Raw genomic sequence first — 16,980 nt, 5'->3', positions numbered from 1 at the left:
ACAGCATGATGATTGGCGGCGGTTCGCAAACCGTCGCCTTTGCCGTCCTCCTCCCCGGAAAGGAGAAGGACAATAACAAGGCGCGGTTTAATCCGCCTTGGCGCGGCGCGCCGGGAAGAGGATGACGTCGCGGATCGAGGGCGCGTTGGTCAAGAGCATGATCAGCCGGTCGATGCCGATGCCCAGGCCGCCGGCCGGCGGCATGCCCTGGTCGATGGCGTCGAGGAACTCGTCGTCCAGCTGCTTTTCCTTCTCGCCGCGCGCATGCGCCTGCTCCAGCTGCTCGACCATGCGGCGGCGCTGCTCTTCCGGATCGTTGAGCTCGGAAAAGGCGTTGCCGATTTCCCAGGCGTTGCAATAGGTCTCGAAGCGTTCCACCAGACGCGGCTCGCCCGGCACCTCCTTGGCGAAGGGCGAGATGTCCTTGGGGAAATGGGTGACATGCGAGGGCTGGATCAGCGTGCCCTCGACCTTCTCCTCGAAGATGAAGGCCAGGCATTCGCCCCAGGTCGCATCCTTCTCCACCTCGAAGCCGGCGGCCTTGGCGGCGGCGCGGGCCTCTGCGTCGGTCTTGATCGCCAGGAAGTCGATGCCTGTCGCCTCCTTGACCGCATCCGGCATGGGCACGCGACGGAAGGGGCCCTTGAAGGAGAGCGTCTGTTCGCCATAGGCGACATCGGTCGAGCCGTGAATGGTTTGCGCCAGTGAAGCAAAGAGCCGCTCGACGAGGTCCATAATGTCCTCGTAATCGGCATAGGCCCAATAGCATTCCATCATCGTGAATTCGGGATTGTGCCGGGTCGACACGCCCTCATTGCGGAAGTTGCGGTTGATCTCGAAGACCTTGTCGGTGAGGCCCGAGACCAGCGTGCGCTTCAAGAACAGCTCCGGCGCGATGCGCAGATACATGTCGAGCTTCAGCGTGTTGTGGTGCGTCTTGAAGGGCTCGGCCGTCGCCCCGCCATAGACGGAATGCAGCATGGGGGTCTCGACCTCCATAAAGCCGTCCTCTTCCATGAAGCGGCGCACGCCCGAAATGATCCGGCTCCGCTGGCGAAAACGCAGCTTGGAATCCTCATTGGTCATGATGTCGAGATGGCGCTTGCGGTAGCGCAGCTCGATATCGGAGAGGCCATGCCACTTCTCCGGCATCGGCAGCAGCGCCTTGGTCAGCATGGTGATCTCCTGCGCATTGATCGTCAGCTCGCCGCGCTTGGTGCGACGCACGAGGCCGGTCACGCCGATGATGTCGCCGAGGTCGATCATCGGCAGCAGCGCGCGCGCTTCTTCCGGCGTCGTATCCTTGTGCGAGAAGATCTGGATCTTGCCGGAAGCGTCGTGCAGGTCGATGAACATGCCGGAATTGCGCGCGGAATAGACGCGGCCCGCCACCGTCACCCGGTCTTCCGTCTCGGTATCCGGGGCGAGATCGGCATATTTCTCCGCCAGTTCCGCGCCGGTATGGCTGCGGTGGAAATGGGCGGGATAGACGTCGCCGATGGTCTCGCGCAGGCGCGCCAGCTTCTGGGCGCGCACTTCGGTCACGTCGGAGGACAGGGCAGTCTCGGTCTTGGTCTCGGCGGGCTTGTCGGACATGGCTTCAAACCTTCTGGCGCTTTTTGCGGGATGGCGAGGCTCAAAGCGGCTTCGGCGATCATCCCGCCCGGTTCTTCTTATCGGGCGAAAAGGCAGGCGGCGCTTAAGCGCCGCTGCCGACCATGGAGGCGACGACGCCTGTGGCGATCTTCAGCCGCTGGCGCACGACCGAGCGGCCGAGCAGCGCCATGGAATCGAAGAGCGGCAGCGAGCGCGACGAGCCGGAAACGGCGACGAAGAGCGGCGGTGTCACCACGCGCAGCTTTTTGCCGAGGCTGTCGGCGACGCCACGCAAGGCGCCGTCGATCGCCTCGACATTCCATTCCACGAGCTTTTCCAGATCCGCCTGCACGGCATTGAGGATCTCCAGCGTCTCGGCCGGGCTGGTCTTCAGCCCGGCGAAGGAGGCGGGCGAGAGCCCGACATCGCCTGCCAGCAGGAAGCCGGCGAGCGACGGCAGCTCGCCCAGCCGCGAGATGCGGCTCTGGGACAGCTTCAGCCCCTCGATCAGCCGGCTGTTTTCCATCGCCCAATCGAGCACGCGGGCGACGAACTGGTCGGCATCGAGCTTTTCGCGCAGCCACCGGCCGTTCAGCCAGTCGAGCTTCTGCACGTCGAAGATCGCGCCGGCCTTGGACAGATTGTCCGGATCGAATTTCGCGATCAGCTCATCCATGGTCAGCATCTCCTCGCCCTCGGCGATCTGGATGAAGAACAGGCCGAGGAAGTTCATCAGCGCTTCCGGCAGATAGCCGAGCGCCGAGTAATAGGAGATCGAGGTCGGGTTCTTGCGCTTCGACAGCTTGGATTTGTCGGCGTTGCGCATCAGCGAGAGATGCATGAACACCGGTTCATCCCAGCCGAAATAGCGATAGAGCAGGATGTGCTTGGGCACCGAGGCCAGCCATTCCTCGCCGCGCGCCACATGGGTGATCTTCATCAGATGGTCGTCGATCACATTGGCCATGTGATAGGTCGGCATGCCATCGGCCTTGATCAGCACCTGCATGTCGACGGAATCCCACGGGATCGAGACATCGCCATAGACGCCGTCGGTGAAGTCGCAGGAGCCTTCCGTCGGGATCTTCATGCGGATGACCGAAGGCTCTCCGGCGGCCACGCGAGCGGTGACTTCCTCGGCGCTCAGGTTGAGGCAGTGGCCATCATATTTCGGCGGCTTGCCGGCGGCACGCTGGGCCTCGCGCATCTGCTCCAGCCGTTCGGGCGTGCAGAAACAGCGGAAGGCATGGCCCTTGTCGAGCAGCTCCTGCGCGTAAGGCTGATACATGTCCTTGCGGTCGGACTGGCGGTATGGGCCATAGGGGCCGCCAATATCGGGACCTTCCGCCCAGGTAAGCCCGCACCACTTCAGCGCGTCCAGCACCTTCTCCTCGAATTCCGGCGTCGAGCGCGTAGCGTCCGTATCCTCGATGCGCAGGATGAAGGTGCCATTGTTCTTCTTGGCGAAGAGATAGTTGAACAGCGCGATATAGGCGGTGCCGACATGCGGCTCGCCGGTGGGGGAGGGCGCGATGCGCACGCGGACGGGGGTGTCACTCATGGGGTCGGGCTCGTGCTTCAAGCGTTCGGGGGACCGCGATCGCCGCCTATGCTCAAGCGGGCAGGCGTCCATGCGGCTGCGGGGCGGGTCAAGCGCGCCGTTGCCGGCGCCGAAGGCCTTTTCCCTTGGGCTGGCGTGAGACCATATTCCCCGCGACGCGTCAAGGAGAAGGGCCTACAGACAGAAGGCCCCGCAGCGGGCGCTGGCCAGCGGTTTACGCCGCGCGAAGGTGCAGCCACGTCTGACCTGATTGGAGAAACACTGAGCAATTTAATGAAACCGACTACCAGTTCTTAAGGGACTCGGCCCTATGGTGCAGGCATCGCATGATGCGAGGTAAAAGGACCAGATGGACGACTTGGTCAATCAGCGAGCGCAGCTCGCGACGACGAACACCCATGAGCAAATGCCTGACAACGAGATCCACTGCCTGAGGCAGAGGCTTCAAAGCCATGCACAGCAGCTGCAGGCGCTCACCGCCGAGCTTTCCCATGTTCGCAAGATCTTCAACCAGGCCTCGGCCATGGCGCGGATCGGTGTGTGGGAATGTACGCTTGCCGATGGCTGCCTGTCATGGAGCGATGTGATCTACGACATCTTCGACCTGCCGCGCGGATCGACGCTGTCGCGTGCCGAGGTGTTCCAGCTTTATGCTCCGCATTCGCGGGCGGAGCTGGAGATCAAGCGCGCTCAGGCAATTGCCGAATGCGGCAGCTTTTCCATGGAGGCGGAGGTCATCACGCCGCGCGGCAACCGCCGCTGGGTGCGCATCACCGCCAGCGTCGAGAAAGAGGGCGAGCTGCCGCTGCGCATCTTCGGAATGAAGCAGGACATCACCGAAGAGAAGATGCATCTCGACCAGATTCGCGAACTCGCCGAAAACGATATGATGACCGGCCTGTCGAACCGCGCCCGCTTCCAGAGCGTGTTTCCAGGTTTCTGCGAGAGCAATACGGACGCGCCCGCGGGTCTGATGCTGATCGATCTCGACGGCTTCAAGGGCGTGAACGACACCTTCGGCCATGCAGCCGGCGATGCCTGTCTGAAGCAGGTGGCGGAGCGGCTGACGTCGGTTCTTGACCCGGCGCAGATCGTCGCGCGCATTGGTGGAGACGAATTTGCCGCATTGATCGGGCCGTCCGTCTCTCCGGAAGAGGTGGAGGCCATGGCCTGGCGTCTGGTGGAGGCTCTGAGCCGGCCGCTGATCTACGAGGATCAGCCGCTGATCGTCGGTGGCTCCGTTGGTGTCGCCTTTACCGGTCCGGAAATTGGCCCGACTGCGCTGTTTCGCCATGCCGATCTGGCGCTCTATGCCGCCAAGGGTGCCGGGCGCAATCGCGTCTGCCTGTTCGATACCAAGCGTGCGGCCACCATCGGCAGCTACCGCCGCGCGGGTTGAGACGCCCCGCGTTTCATCAATGTCAATTTCGCTAGCGACCGGGCCGCTTGCAGCCCGGTCCTCTATGGCAATCTCAGGCGGTCAGTGGCCGGTCTTGTTCCGTTCGCGGCGACGTCGCGCCGCCATGTTCAGGATCTCGACCAGGGCCGAAAACGCCATGGCGGCGTAGATGTAGCCCTTGGGCACATGGAAGCCCATGCCGTCGGCGATCAGCGTTGCGCCGATCATCAGCAGGAAGCCGAGCGCCAGCATGACGATCGTCGGATTGCGGGCAATGAAGTTGGCGAGCGGATTGGCCGCCAGCAGCATCACCGCAACGGCGGAGATCACGGCGATGATCATGATCGGCAGATGCGGGGTCATGCCCACGGCGGTGATGATCGAGTCGACCGAGAAAACAAGATCCAGCACCAGGATCTGGCCGATCGCGGCATTGAAGCTCAGCATCGCGCCTTGGCCGACAATATCCTCTTTGTGATCCACGGGATCGACCGTGTGGTGGATTTCCTTGGTGGCCTTCCAGACCAGGAAGAGGCCGCCGGCGATCAGGATCAGGTCCTTCCAGGAGAAGGGATGGCCGAAGACCTCGAAAACAGGCGCGGTCAGTTTGACGATCCAGGCGACGGTGCCGAGCAGCGCCAGGCGCATGACCAGTGCCAGGCCAATGCCGATGCGTCGCGCGCGTTCGCGCTGCGCCTCGGGCAGCTTGTTGGTCAGGATCGAGATGAAGATCAGATTGTCGATGCCGAGAACCACTTCCATGACGACGAGCGTCACGAGGGCGATCCAGGCGGTGGGGTCTTGCACGAGCTGCAGAATATCCTGCATCAGGGCGGGTTCCTTCTTCGGTCGGGTCGGCCGGCAAACGCGGCCGCACCTGCCTTAGAAAGGCGAGACATGCGGGCGTGCGGCAGCGCCCCAGCGGCGCTTGCGCACATATCTATTGGCTCTTTTAGGAACGGCAAGCATACGATCGCGTGACCAGAGCGGGTTGGCCCACAGTCCGCCCGCTTTTTTCTCGTCTCCGCGCTCCAAGACGATGATGGAAACGATCAGGCGTGGCGCTGCTCGCGCTCATAGCCTTGGGCCGATGGCGCATAACCGACGGTGAAGAGGCGCACGGCGGAGGCGACCATCCGGGCGATTTCGTCTTCGTCTGGCGGCACGGCGAGATCGCCGAAGAGGCGGCGCTTGAACACGCCAGCGGTGCACAGGTCGATGAACTGGCGCGCGGCCAGCTCCACATCGTCGATCTCGAGCCGGCCGGCATCGACCTGACGGTCAAGAAAGGATTTCAGCACCGTATAGACATTTTCCGGCGTAGCGGAGAAGAAACGTTTAGTCAGTTGCGGCATACGTTCCTTCACCGAAAGAACGGAGCGCATGGCGCAGATCGTGCTCTCGGAACAGACATGGGTGGCAAAGCGGATGCCGAACCCTGTCAACGTATGCTGAATGGGCGCCTGATCGTTCAGCGTATCCTTGACGTTGCGCACGAAGCGCGCGCGCTCTTCCTCGATCAGGCGACAGAAGAGGTCTTCCTTATTGTCGAAATAGACGTAGATCGTGCCTTTGGAAACGCCCGCCTCGCGGGCGATGTCGTTCATGCTGGCGGCGTCAAAGCCGACGCTCATGAAGACACGCTTGGCGCCCGCCAGAATCTGCTCGCGCTTGGCCGGATCCGCCCCGGCCACGCGCCTGCCTGATCCGGCCTGATCCTCGTCCTGTACGGGGGCACGCAAAGCCATATCGTCCCTGGTTTTCACTTCGTTCATCGTCATCAACCTTTTCGAACCGAGCGGTTCGATTTCCTCTTGATATGGGCGATCATTCAGCCTATGTCAATTCGAACCGAACGGTTCGGTCCGATCCTTCGCTTTTCTCTTCATTTTGCGGGTATGCTTCCATGGCAGCCAAGACCACTTCCAGCGCGGCGCACGTTCGCCCTGTCGAAACTCTCCCGGCCGATCCGTCGGCAACAGTGCGCGAAGGCCAGCCGACAGGCGAGGTGCGTCCGGCGGAAAGCAAGGCTGAGGCTGCGCCCGCACAGGCTGCGCCGGCCCAGGCTGCTCAGGCGCAGGCCGCCGCACCGGCAAAGAAGCGCCGTGGTTTCCTGCTGCCGATCATCGGTCTTGCCGTTCTGGCGGGCGCTGCCTGGTACGGCCATGAATGGTGGACCAATGGCCGCTTCATGGTTTCGACCGACGACGCCTATATCGAAGGCGACATCGCATCGATCTCGCCGAAGGTGTCAGGCTATGTCGAGAGCGTCCCGGTGATCGCCAACCAGCATGTGAAGGCCGGCGATCCGCTTGTCGTTCTCGACAATGGCGATTATCGCATCGCGCTCGAACAGGCCGAGGCGCAGATCGCCACCGAGAAGCTGTCGCTTGCCCGTTTTGATGCGCAGACCACGGGTGCCGAGGCCTCGCGGGCTCAGGCGCAGGCGCAGAAGGTGGCTCTGCAGGCCGCTGTGCGCGGCGCGGAAATCACCCAGCGGCGCGAGAGCGATCTCGCCTCCCGCTCGGTCGGCACGGCTGCCGCGCTGGATGCGGCCAATGTGGCGCTCGATCAGGCCCGCGCCAATCTGCTGGCCGCCGATTCCAGCATCGCCGTCGCGGATGCCAATATCGCGGTTCTCAAGGCGCAGCGTGCCGAGGCGGAGAGCACCATCCGATCGCTCGAGCTGGCCCGCGACAAGGCGGCGCGCGACCTGAGCTTCACCATTCTCAAGGCGCCCTATGACGGTGTCGTCGGCAATGTCTCGGTGCAGAAGGGGGATCTCGTTTCCTCGGGCCAGCGGCTCGCCGCCCTGGTGCCGACCGAGGCACTCTATATCGACGCGAACTTCAAGGAGACCCAGATCGCCGGCCTCGTGCCCGGATCGAAGGTCAAGGTGCATGTCGATGCCTATGACGAAAAGCCGATCGAAGGCACCGTCCAGTCGATCGCGCCGGCCTCCGGCTCGGTCTTCTCGCTGCTGCCGCCTGAGAACGCCACGGGCAACTTCACCAAGGTGATCCAACGGGTTCCCGTTCGCATCAGCTTGCCCAAGGATGCGCTCGACAGTGGCCGGCTGCGCGCGGGCCTGAGCGTGGTCGTCGATGTCGACCGCCGCACGGCCCCCGGCGCCACCGATACTGCCGCCAAGTAAGGCGCTTCGGCATGAAGATCGCCCGCCGGGCTCGCCCCGGCGGTTGCCTTGCCCGGCTTGCGCCGGTGCGGCCGGGCTTCGTCCTGGCCGGATAAACATCAATTTTCAAAGGACGAAGCCGCCGGCCGGCCCGGGCGCGCATCCAGCGCGGTGACCGCGACCCTCACGACGCTTCAGGGCAGACAGGCGGAGACATCAGCCATGGCCTCAATTCAAGCGGTCGGATCCGGCGCGCGGCCCGTCCAACAGCCGGCCCGTCCGATGGCGCCGGCGGAAGAGCGGATGGACCCGAAGCGGCTCATTGCCTTTTTCGCCATGGTTGTCGGCATGTTCATGTCGATCCTCGACATTCAGATCGTCTCGGCCTCGCTTGCGGAAATCCAGGCCGGTATCTCCGCCGGTTCGGACGAAATTGGCTGGGTTCAGACCTCCTATCTGATCGCCGAGGTGATCATGATCCCGCTGTCCGGCACGCTGGCGCGCATCGTGTCGACGCGCGTGCTCTTTGCCAGCGCCGCCATCGGCTTCACCGTTGCCAGCGCGCTGGCCGCCACGTCCAGCAGCATCGAGGAAATGATCATCTATCGCGCGCTGCAGGGCTTTATCGGCGGCGGCATGATTCCCTCGGTCTTCGCGGCCGCCTTCACCATCTTCCCGCCCTCCAAGCGCAATGTCGTCTCGCCGATCATCGGCCTGATCGCCACGCTGGCGCCCACCATCGGCCCGACGGTCGGCGGTTATCTCAGCCATGCCTTCTCCTGGCACTGGCTGTTTCTGGTCAACGTTCCCCCCGGCATCGTCGTGGCGATCGTCACCTGGACCTATATCGATTTCGACAAGCCCAATCTCGCGCTGTTCAAGCGCTTCGACTGGTGGGGCCTCATCTCGATGGGGGTCTTTCTCGGCGCGCTGGAATATGTGCTGGAAGAGGGCAATACCAATGACTGGTTCAGCGACGAACGAATCGTGTTCGGCGCCGTCGCCAGCGCCATTGCCGCGGTCGTCTTCTTCTGGAGAGCCTTCACGGTCGACTTTCCCGTGGTGGATCTGCGGTCCTTCTCGAACCGCAACTTTGCCTTCGGTTCGCTTTTTTCCTTCATCATGGGCATCGGGCTCTATGGCCTGACCTATCTCTACCCGCTCTATCTCGGGCGCATCCGCCATTACGACTCGCTGATGATCGGCGAGACCATGTTCGTCTCCGGTCTCGCCATGTTCTTCACCGCGCCGATTGCCGGCATTCTCTCGGGCAAATTCGATCCGCGCGCGCTGATGGTCGCCGGCTTCACCAGCTTTTCGCTCGGCACCTGGATCATGAGCGGTATCACCGCCGACTGGGATTTCTATGAGCTTCTGGTGCCGCAGATCCTGCGCGGCTTCGGGCTGATGATGTGCATGGTGCCGATTAACAACATCGCGCTCGGCACGCTGCCGCGCGAGCGAATCGGCGGCGCATCCGGCCTGTTCAACCTGACCCGAAATCTCGGCGGCGCCGTCGGCCTTGCCATCATCAACACGCTTCTGACCCGCAGGCAGGATATGCACTATGCCCAGCTCTCCGAACATGTGCATTGGGGCAATCCGGCGGCCGTAGAGAAGCTGAACACGATTGCCGGAAATTACACCGCGCACGGCATCGATGGCCACACGGCCGCGCTCAGGCAATTGTCCGGCATTGTCCAGACCCAGGCCTCGGTCATGTCCTTCTCGGATATTTTCATCCTGCTCACCGGCCTGTTCTCGGCGTTGATCCTCTGCGTGGCGCTGATCAAGAAACCGCAGGCCGCGCCATCGGGTGCCGGCGGCGGGCATTGAGGCGGCGCAGGGCAGCCTGAACGGCAGATATGAGGATCGGTCTTGCACCGGCGCGGCGATCACGGCTGCGCCGGTGCCTTGGCATCTTCGCCGTCCGCATTACGGTCAATGATTGCATTTTTCGCTCTGGTCCCCTGCAAATCTGCTCGCGACCGGGCTCTGCCCGTGTCAAGCTTTGCCGACGAAGCAGGCGGCGCTGCCTGACTGAGCGGTGGCGCATGGAAAGGAGCTTGGCCCATGCCCTTGTTGACAGGACTATCCCGGCGGCGATTTCTGCGCGGTGCTGGCGGTGCGTTGCTGGCAACTGCGACCTCGCCGGCCGGACCGGCCTGGTCTCAGGCAGCGGCGCCAGGTGCCGCATCTGCTACGACAAGCCGGCCGCCTGTCGACGCCACCTTCCTTTTCACCTCCGATGTGCATGCCTGTCTGATCTCGGCGGATGCGCTGTCGCCCGATTGCGCCGAGCAGGGAAAGACCGACGCCAATCTGGTTCGCCATGTCACGGCGCTGAATGCGCTGGCCGGCAAGGCCTGGCCTGAGCGGATCGGCGGGCAGCCGAGCGGCCTTTATAGCGCCGGCCAGCCGATTGCCCGCCCCCTTGGCTTGGTGATTGCCGGCGACCTCACCGACGATGGCGGTGGTCAGGTCAAGGTGCCGGGCGAGGGCTGGCAGCTCAAGCAGTTCGCCAACCGTTACAGTCAGGGATCCGGCCCCGGCCAACTGGCCATGCCGGCCTATGTCGGCCTCGGCAATCATGATATCGATCAGGACGGTGCGGCTGGACATGTCGATTGGTATCGCCGCGAGCTGCGCGATTATGTCGAGTTCACCCATCGCTCGACGGTCTTCTCGACGCCGCCCGTGCCGGTCGGCAATTATGACGTGCTCTCCGACAGCTATTCCTGGGATTGGGGCGGTTTGCATCTGGTGCAGCTGCAGCGCTTCGGCGGCGACCGGGGCCATGGCGCGCCAAGCGGGCTCGACTGGCTGAAGGCCGACCTCGCCGCCAGCGCTGCCGACGGCCGCCCGGTGGCGATCTTCCAGCATTATGGCTGGGATCATTTCTCCACCGAGGTCTGGGATCCGCAGGCCAAGACCTTCGATGCCACCGGCGCAGGCGAAGCGCATTGGTGGAGCGCCGCTGAGCGGGCCGCGCTTGTGGAGATCCTCAAGCCCTATCGCGTCGTCGGGCTATTCCATGGCCATCAGCATGATCAAGCCATGGCTTACCAGGCCGATGGGCTCGATATCTTCACCGCTTGTGCCGCCTTTCTTGGCGGCTTCGCGCTGGTGCGCATCAACACCGAGGCCATGGATGTGGCGTTCGGCGAGGCGCGCGACGGACAGGGAACGGTCGAGTTCACCCACGCCTTCACCAAGCCGATTGCCTGAGGTCATTCTCCTGCAAACGAAAAATGATGCACGTACATCAGAATTTGATTTACGTGCATCAGGATCTGTTCTAAGCCTTCGGCCGGGAGGAAGATCATGCGGCCGACGGTGCACGACATCGCGGCGGAAGCGGGCGTCAGCCTGGCAACCGTCGACAGGGTACTGAACGCGCGGGCGGGCGTGCGCAGCGAGACGCGACTGCGTGTGCAGGCCGCCGTGGAGCGGCTTGGCTATGTGCGCGACGTTGCTGCCGCCAATCTGGCCAAGAGCCGCATCTATCCCATCCGTTTCATCCTGCCTTCGGGTGACAATCCTTTCATGCGCGCGCTAGAGGCGCATGTGCGCCAGGTCGGCAATCCCGCGCTCAGACCCGGCGGACTGGAGCGTGTCGCCGTGTCGCTGGATTGCGTGCCGCCGCTCGATGCGCCAGCGCTTGCAGCAGCGCTGATCAAGGCGGGCGAAGACGAGCCGGCCGGCATTGCCGTGGTCGCCGTCGAGGCGCCGGAAGTGGCAGCCGCCGTGCGGACCTTGCAGGCGCGGGGCATTCCCGTGGCGACGCTTGTCTCGGATCTGCCTGCCTCAGGGCGCAACCACTTTGCCGGCATTGACAATATGGCGGCAGGGCGCACCGCCGGCGGGCTGATGCGCCGGTTTCTGTCGGGCAGTCGCGGCGCGGTGGCGGTGATCGCCGGCTCTCTCAGCCTGCGCGACCATCGCGAGCGGCTGGATGGATTTGCCCAGGCGCTTAGGGAGGCGGGAGAAGGGCTGACGCTGCTGCCGGTTCTGGAAGGGGAGGACGATCCGGCGAAGGTGGAGGCGCTGGCGAAGCGCCTTCTGGCCGAGCAGCCTGACCTCGCCGGCATTTACAGCCTCGGCGCCGGCGACCGCGGCCTCGTGCGTGCCTTGGCGCAGACGAAGATGCCGCGTCCTCAGGCCGTCGTGGTGCATGAACTATCCGACCATACGCGCCAGGCTCTGGAAGAAGGGCTGGTGGATGCCGTGCTTGCCCAGGATCCCGGCCACATCGCCCGTAGTGCCGTGCGTGTGTTGCGCGCCTTTGCCGACGGCCTCGTCTTCGATCCGGCTCAGGAGCGCATCCGCATCGATATTTTCTTGAAGGACAATCTGCCGCCTGCCCGTCAGGCCCTGTCCGACCCCCATTTGCCCACAGGAGAGTAAGTCATGTTTCTCGGCCTCGACCTCGGAACTTCCGGCGTCAAAGCGCTTCTGATCGATGAATCGCAGCGCATCGTCGGTTCGGCCTCGGGAGAATTGACCGTCTCCCGACCGCATCATGGCTGGTCCGAGCAGGATCCGGCGCACTGGATCCGCGCCACGGAGGAGGCGATCGGCGGATTGAAATCGGCACATCCGCAGGCGCTTGCGGCGGTCAGGGGCATCGGCCTCTCCGGCCAGATGCACGGCGCGACGCTGCTCGATGCGTCCAACGCCGTCTTGCGACCCTGCATTCTCTGGAACGACACCCGCAGCGCTGCCCAGGCCGCCAGGCTCGATGCCGACCCGCGCTTTCGCGCGCTCACCGGCAATATCGTCTTCCCCGGCTTCACGGCGCCGAAGCTGGTCTGGGTCAAGGAGAACGAGCCGGACATCTTTGCCAAGGTCGCCAAGGTGCTCCTGCCCAAGGACTATCTGCGCTTCTGGCTGACAGGAGAGCATATTTCTGAAATGTCGGATTCCGCCGGCACCTCTTGGCTCGATACCGGCAAGCGCGCCTGGTCGGACGCGCTTCTGGCCGCAACCGACATGACGCGTGCGCAGATGCCAGCGCTGGTGGAGGGCACTGCACCTGGCGGCACGCTGAAGGCCGATCTCGCGCGGGGCTGGGGCATGGGCACGGAGGTCGTCGTCGCCGGAGGTGCTGGCGACAATGCGGCCTCTGCCTGCGGCATGGGCACGGTGGCCGCAGGCCAGGCCTTCGTTTCGCTCGGCACCTCGGGCGTGCTCTTTGTAGCCAATGACGCCTATCTGCCCAAGCCGGAAAGCGCGGTTCACGCCTTCTGCCACGCGCTTCCTGACACATGGCACCAGATGGGCGTCATCCTCTCGGCCACCGATGCGCTGAATTGGTATGCGCAGATCACCGGCAAATCCTCCGCCGAGCTGACCTCTGAACTGGGTGACCGGCTGCTGGAACCCTCCGCCGTGACCTTCCTGCCTTATCTTTCCGGTGAGCGGACACCGCATAATGACGCAGCCATCCGGGGCGCCTTTATGGGACTCGAACATGCCAGCAGCCGCAAGGTGTTGACCCAGGCGGTGATCGAGGGCGTGAGCTTTGCCATTCGCGACAATCTGGAAGCGCTGAAGTCGGCCGGAACCTCAGTCTCGCGCGTCACCGCCATCGGCGGCGGCTCTCGCTCTCGCTACTGGCTGGCCTCGATCGCCACGGCCCTTGGCGTCCCCGTCGATATTCCCGCCGATGGCGATTTCGGCGCCGCCTTCGGCGCGGCCCGTCTCGGCCTCGTCGCCGCGACCGGCGCCGATCCGTGCTCCGTCTTTACGCCGCCCGCCACCGCAGAGACCATCGAACCCGATACGGCCCTGACGGCGGCGTATGAGGAGGCCTATGGCCGCTACCGCGCGCTGTATCCCGCAATCCGCCCGCTGTCTCATTGACGGCGGACCATGGCGCATCCGGTGTTCGGGCGCGCCTAGCTTTAACGTGAAAAATCCACTGAGGAGACATCCATGAGCACCGGCTTTTTCGGCAATATCCAGAAGATCAAATTCGAGGGTCCTGACAGCACCAATCCGCTCGCCTTCCGGCACTACAATCCGGACGAGGTGGTGCTCGGCAAGCGGCTGGAAGATCATCTGCGCTTCGCCGTCGCCTATTGGCACACCTTCGTCTGGCCGGGCGGCGATCCCTTCGGCGGCCAGACCTTCGAGCGCCCTTGGTTCAACGACACGCTGGATGCGGCCAAGCTGAAGGCTGACGTAGCCTTCGAATTCTTCCAGCTGCTCGGCGCGCCCTATTATTGCTTCCACGATGCCGATGTCCGTCCGGAAGGCAAGGACTTCAAGGAAAACACGGCCAACCTCAACGCCATCGTCGACCACTTCGAAAAGAAGCAGGCCGAAACCGGTGTGAAGCTGCTTTGGGGCACGGCCAACCTGTTCTCGCACCGCCGCTACATGTCGGGCGCGGCCACCAATCCGGATCCGGATGTCTTCGCTTTTGCTGCTGCCACGGTGAAGACCTGCATCGACGCCACCCACCGGCTGAACGGCGAGAACTATGTGCTCTGGGGCGGCCGCGAAGGCTATGAGACCCTGCTCAACACCAATCTGAAGCAGGAGCTGGACCAGCTCGGCCGCTTCCTCAACATGGTCGTCGAGTACAAGCACAAGATCGGCTTCAAGGGCACGATCCTGATCGAGCCGAAGCCGCAGGAGCCGACCAAGCACCAGTATGATTACGATGTCGCGACCGTCTACGGCTTCCTGAAGACCTACGGCCTGGAAAACGAGGTCAAGCTCAACATCGAGCAGGGACATGCGATCCTCGCGGGCCATTCCTTCGAGCATGAGCTGGCGCTCGCCAATGCGCTCGGCGTCTTCGGCTCGATCGACATGAACCGCAACGACTACCAGTCCGGCTGGGATACCGATCAGTTCCCGAACAACGTGCCGGAAATGGCGCTGGCCTATTACCAGGTTCTGGCAGGCGGTGGTTTCACCACCGGCGGTACCAATTTCGACGCCAAGCTGCGCCGCCAGTCGCTCGATCCGGAAGATCTGCTGATCGGCCATATCGGCGGCATGGATGCCTGCGCGCGCGGCCTGAAGGCGGCAGCACGGATGATCGAGGATGGTGCGCTGTCGAAGCCGCTTGAACAGCGCTATGCCGGCTGGGCAACGGAAAAGGGCAAGAAGCGCCTGACCGCGATGTCCCTGGAAGACCTGGCTTCGCTGGTCGAGAGCACCGATCTCAATCCGCAGCCCCGCTCCGGCAAGCAGGAGCTCCTGGAAAACATCGTCAACCGTTACGTCTGAGCCAAATACGGTCAGCGCCGGCCCCCACCTTTATGGTAGGTCGGCGCTGACTGATCAATGTCTTTGCTACGAAAGTTCATGATTACATTTTATTCGATCGAACTGGAGTGATCCCTAATTCTGATAAGGGATTCGGCTTGGTTAAATCCTTGTTAGGGCGCTGCTGCGATGGTCCAGTCAATGACTGAGTGCAACCGCAAGGCATGGTTTTTCCCGCAGTGCGCGGCGCGACGGCAGGGCTGGTTCAGCCTGCTCGCCTGTATGGACTTTCGGCTTGGTGTCGTTCCGGGGGCGGATCGGCACAGCGCCGCGCCGTTGCCGCTCGGTCATCTTCTTCTCGCGCAGGCTTTAAGGACCGGCGCGGACGCAGCTGCTTGGGGCCAAGAATGAGCGACACCACCACATCCATCTCCGATCTGCAGGCGCGGCTCGATTTCGTCAATCTCGGGCAGGAGCAGCGCGCGACGCTCGCAGACATCCTGCCCCTGATTTCCACCTCGGTCGGCCCGGCGCTGGATCAGTTCTACGCCAAGATCGCGCATCATCCCCATACCTCCAAGTTTTTCCGCGATCAGGCCCATGTCCAGGCGGCCAAGCAAGCCCAGGCGCAGCATTGGGAAACCATCGCCTCCGGCCGGTTCGACGAGGGATATGCCCAGAAAGTCAACGCTATCGGCAAGGCCCATGCCCGCATCGGCCTGGAGCCGCGCTGGTACATAGGCGGATATAGCCTGATGCTCGAAGCCTTGCTGAAAAGCATCGTGGAAAAGGAACTGTCCGGCTTTCTCCATCGCCCGCGCGCTAAGGGCGTGAGCGATCGGATCACGTCCGTCGTCAAGGCTGCGCTCGTCGATATGGATTATGCCATCACCGTTTATCTCGACACGCTGCAGGAGCAGCGGGCGCGGCTTGAAGCGCAGCAGGCCGAAGAGCGGCGTGAGCAGACAGCGGCGCTCTTCGCGCTGGAGCGATCGCTCGTCTCGCTGGCTGAAGGCGATCTGACGAGCCAGATCGGTGACGCGCTCGCCCCGCAGTTCGAAAGTCTCAGGCAGAATTTCAACCGGGCGATCGATCGCCTCGACGATGCCATGCATGCTGTGGCGGGCGCGGCGCAGGACGCGTCCGACAACGCCCATGAAATGCTTTCGGCCGCCGATGACATGGCCAAGCGTACGGAGCATCAGGCAGCCTCGCTCGAGGAAACGGCTGCGGCGCTGGAGCAGATCACAACCATCTCCGGCCAGTCGGCGGAGCGTGCCCATCTAGCCCGTGACATTGTGGCCCGCACGACGGAAGAGGCTGGCCGCTCGGGCGCCGTGGTTGCCGAGGCCGTGGCGGCCATGAGTGCGATCGAGGACTCCTCACGCAAGGTGACGCAGATCATCAGCGTCATCGATCAGATTTCCTTCCAGACCAATCTCCTGGCATTGAATGCCGGTGTGGAGGCTGCGCGTGCCGGCGAGGCGGGCAAGGGTTTCGCCGTGGTGGCGCAGGAGGTGCGCGAACTCGCGCAAAAATCCGCCGATGCCGCACGCGAAATCAAGGGGCTGATCGACAGCTCTTTCAACGAAGTTCTGAAGGGCGTTTCGCTGGTCAATCGCGCCGGCGACGCGCTGCAGACGATCGGTAGCCAGGTTGTCGGCATCAACGAACATATCGATGCGATCGCCAGCTCCGCGCGCGAACAGGCCTCCGGCATCAGCGAGATCAATTCGGCCATCACCAGCATGGACCAGGCAACGCAGCAGAATGCCGCCATGGTCGAACAGACCAATGCGGCGACCCATGCGCTTGCCGAGGTCAGCGGCAACCTGAAAGATCTGATCGGCCAGTTCCGCACCTCCGCGCGGGTCGGTCACGGTTCGACGGCGGACGTCGCCTCAAGCAGCCGCTTGCGCAGCGCAGGGTGATGCATAGGCGGTAAGCTTGGCGGGGGTCGAGGCCGACGCTGGCCGGGCCTCGGCGAAGAAGCGGTTAGAGATGCAGCGGCGCGTGCCGGAAGGCGCGCGCCTGAGCGCGTTTGCTCTCTAAGTCGCTGAAGAAAAT

12 protein-coding genes are annotated in these 16,980 nt (G+C 63.5%); 8 read left to right on the top strand and 4 right to left on the bottom strand.

Going from position 1 to position 16,980, the window contains the following annotated elements; translation table 11 throughout:
• Positions 1-87: 87 nt before the first annotated feature.
• Entirely contained in the window at positions 88-1,596 is a 1,509-nt protein-coding gene (lysS, locus tag BMX61_RS09695) for a lysine--tRNA ligase (RefSeq protein ID WP_075626864.1), read from the bottom strand.
• Between the two features lie 103 nt (positions 1,597-1,699).
• Positions 1,700-3,157, bottom strand: coding sequence for a glutamate--tRNA ligase (gene gltX, locus BMX61_RS09690; protein WP_075626865.1), 1,458 nt, complete (start codon positions 3,155-3,157; stop codon positions 1,700-1,702).
• A gap of 349 nt (positions 3,158-3,506) precedes the next feature.
• Between gltX and BMX61_RS09685 the strand changes: the two genes are divergently transcribed.
• Positions 3,507-4,556 (top strand): diguanylate cyclase domain-containing protein, encoded by a 1,050-nt coding sequence (locus BMX61_RS09685; RefSeq protein ID WP_092742498.1) that lies wholly within the window; start codon positions 3,507-3,509, stop codon positions 4,554-4,556.
• Between the two features lie 81 nt (positions 4,557-4,637).
• Here BMX61_RS09685 and BMX61_RS09680 read toward each other — a convergent pair whose 3' ends face one another.
• Positions 4,638-5,384, bottom strand: coding sequence for a TerC family protein (locus BMX61_RS09680; RefSeq protein ID WP_075626866.1), 747 nt, complete (start codon positions 5,382-5,384; stop codon positions 4,638-4,640).
• 224 nt (positions 5,385-5,608) lie between these two features.
• Positions 5,609-6,331: a TetR/AcrR family transcriptional regulator gene (locus BMX61_RS09675; protein ID WP_083639370.1), complete on the bottom strand. Its 723-nt coding sequence runs from the start codon at positions 6,329-6,331 to the stop codon at positions 5,609-5,611.
• A gap of 131 nt (positions 6,332-6,462) precedes the next feature.
• Here BMX61_RS09675 and BMX61_RS09670 point away from each other — a divergent pair, with 131 nt between their 5' ends.
• The 7 genes from BMX61_RS09670 to BMX61_RS09635 all read left to right on the top strand — a co-directional run bounded on the left by BMX61_RS09670 (position 6,463) and on the right by BMX61_RS09635 (position 16,844).
• Positions 6,463-7,710, top strand: coding sequence for an HlyD family secretion protein (locus tag BMX61_RS09670; RefSeq protein ID WP_075627038.1), 1,248 nt, complete (start codon positions 6,463-6,465; stop codon positions 7,708-7,710).
• Positions 7,711-7,971: 261 nt separating this feature from the next.
• On the top strand, positions 7,972-9,525 hold the full coding sequence (locus BMX61_RS09665; RefSeq protein WP_092742525.1) for a DHA2 family efflux MFS transporter permease subunit: 1,554 nt from the start codon (positions 7,972-7,974) through the stop codon (positions 9,523-9,525).
• Positions 9,526-9,762: 237 nt separating this feature from the next.
• Positions 9,763-10,917 (top strand): metallophosphoesterase, encoded by a 1,155-nt coding sequence (locus BMX61_RS09660; protein ID WP_075626868.1) that lies wholly within the window; start codon positions 9,763-9,765, stop codon positions 10,915-10,917.
• Between the two features lie 96 nt (positions 10,918-11,013).
• Positions 11,014-12,096 carry a LacI family DNA-binding transcriptional regulator gene (locus BMX61_RS09655; RefSeq protein ID WP_075626869.1) on the top strand — a complete coding sequence of 361 codons (1,083 nt, stop codon included), beginning with the start codon at positions 11,014-11,016 and terminating at the stop codon, positions 12,094-12,096.
• 3 nt (positions 12,097-12,099) lie between these two features.
• Positions 12,100-13,554 carry a xylulokinase gene (gene xylB / locus BMX61_RS09650; RefSeq protein ID WP_075626870.1) on the top strand — a complete coding sequence of 485 codons (1,455 nt, stop codon included), beginning with the start codon at positions 12,100-12,102 and terminating at the stop codon, positions 13,552-13,554.
• Between the two features lie 72 nt (positions 13,555-13,626).
• Positions 13,627-14,934 (top strand): xylose isomerase, encoded by a 1,308-nt coding sequence (gene xylA / locus BMX61_RS09645; protein ID WP_075626871.1) that lies wholly within the window; start codon positions 13,627-13,629, stop codon positions 14,932-14,934.
• Between the two features lie 386 nt (positions 14,935-15,320).
• On the top strand, positions 15,321-16,844 hold the full coding sequence (locus BMX61_RS09635; protein ID WP_075626873.1) for a globin-coupled sensor protein: 1,524 nt from the start codon (positions 15,321-15,323) through the stop codon (positions 16,842-16,844).
• Positions 16,845-16,980: the final 136 nt, after the last annotated feature.

Origin of the sequence: Xaviernesmea oryzae (genome assembly GCF_900109605.1) — a bacterium.
Classification (GTDB): Bacteria; Pseudomonadota; Alphaproteobacteria; order Rhizobiales; family Rhizobiaceae; genus Xaviernesmea; species Xaviernesmea oryzae.
This window is presented reverse-complemented; position numbering and strand designations above follow the sequence as displayed.

Coding starts and splice junctions, on each gene's coding strand:
- lysS (WP_075626864.1), bottom strand. CDS start 1,596: ATGTCCGACAAGCCCGCCGAGACCAAGACCGAGACTGCCCTGTCCTCC.
- gltX (WP_075626865.1), bottom strand. CDS start 3,157: ATGAGTGACACCCCCGTCCGCGTGCGCATCGCGCCCTCCCCCACCGGC.
- BMX61_RS09685 (WP_092742498.1), top strand. CDS start 3,507: ATGGACGACTTGGTCAATCAGCGAGCGCAGCTCGCGACGACGAACACC.
- BMX61_RS09680 (WP_075626866.1), bottom strand. CDS start 5,384: ATGCAGGATATTCTGCAGCTCGTGCAAGACCCCACCGCCTGGATCGCC.
- BMX61_RS09675 (WP_083639370.1), bottom strand. CDS start 6,331: ATGAACGAAGTGAAAACCAGGGACGATATGGCTTTGCGTGCCCCCGTA.
- BMX61_RS09670 (WP_075627038.1), top strand. CDS start 6,463: ATGGCAGCCAAGACCACTTCCAGCGCGGCGCACGTTCGCCCTGTCGAA.
- BMX61_RS09665 (WP_092742525.1), top strand. CDS start 7,972: ATGGCGCCGGCGGAAGAGCGGATGGACCCGAAGCGGCTCATTGCCTTT.
- BMX61_RS09660 (WP_075626868.1), top strand. CDS start 9,763: ATGCCCTTGTTGACAGGACTATCCCGGCGGCGATTTCTGCGCGGTGCT.
- BMX61_RS09655 (WP_075626869.1), top strand. CDS start 11,014: ATGCGGCCGACGGTGCACGACATCGCGGCGGAAGCGGGCGTCAGCCTG.
- xylB (WP_075626870.1), top strand. CDS start 12,100: ATGTTTCTCGGCCTCGACCTCGGAACTTCCGGCGTCAAAGCGCTTCTG.
- xylA (WP_075626871.1), top strand. CDS start 13,627: ATGAGCACCGGCTTTTTCGGCAATATCCAGAAGATCAAATTCGAGGGT.
- BMX61_RS09635 (WP_075626873.1), top strand. CDS start 15,321: ATGAGCGACACCACCACATCCATCTCCGATCTGCAGGCGCGGCTCGAT.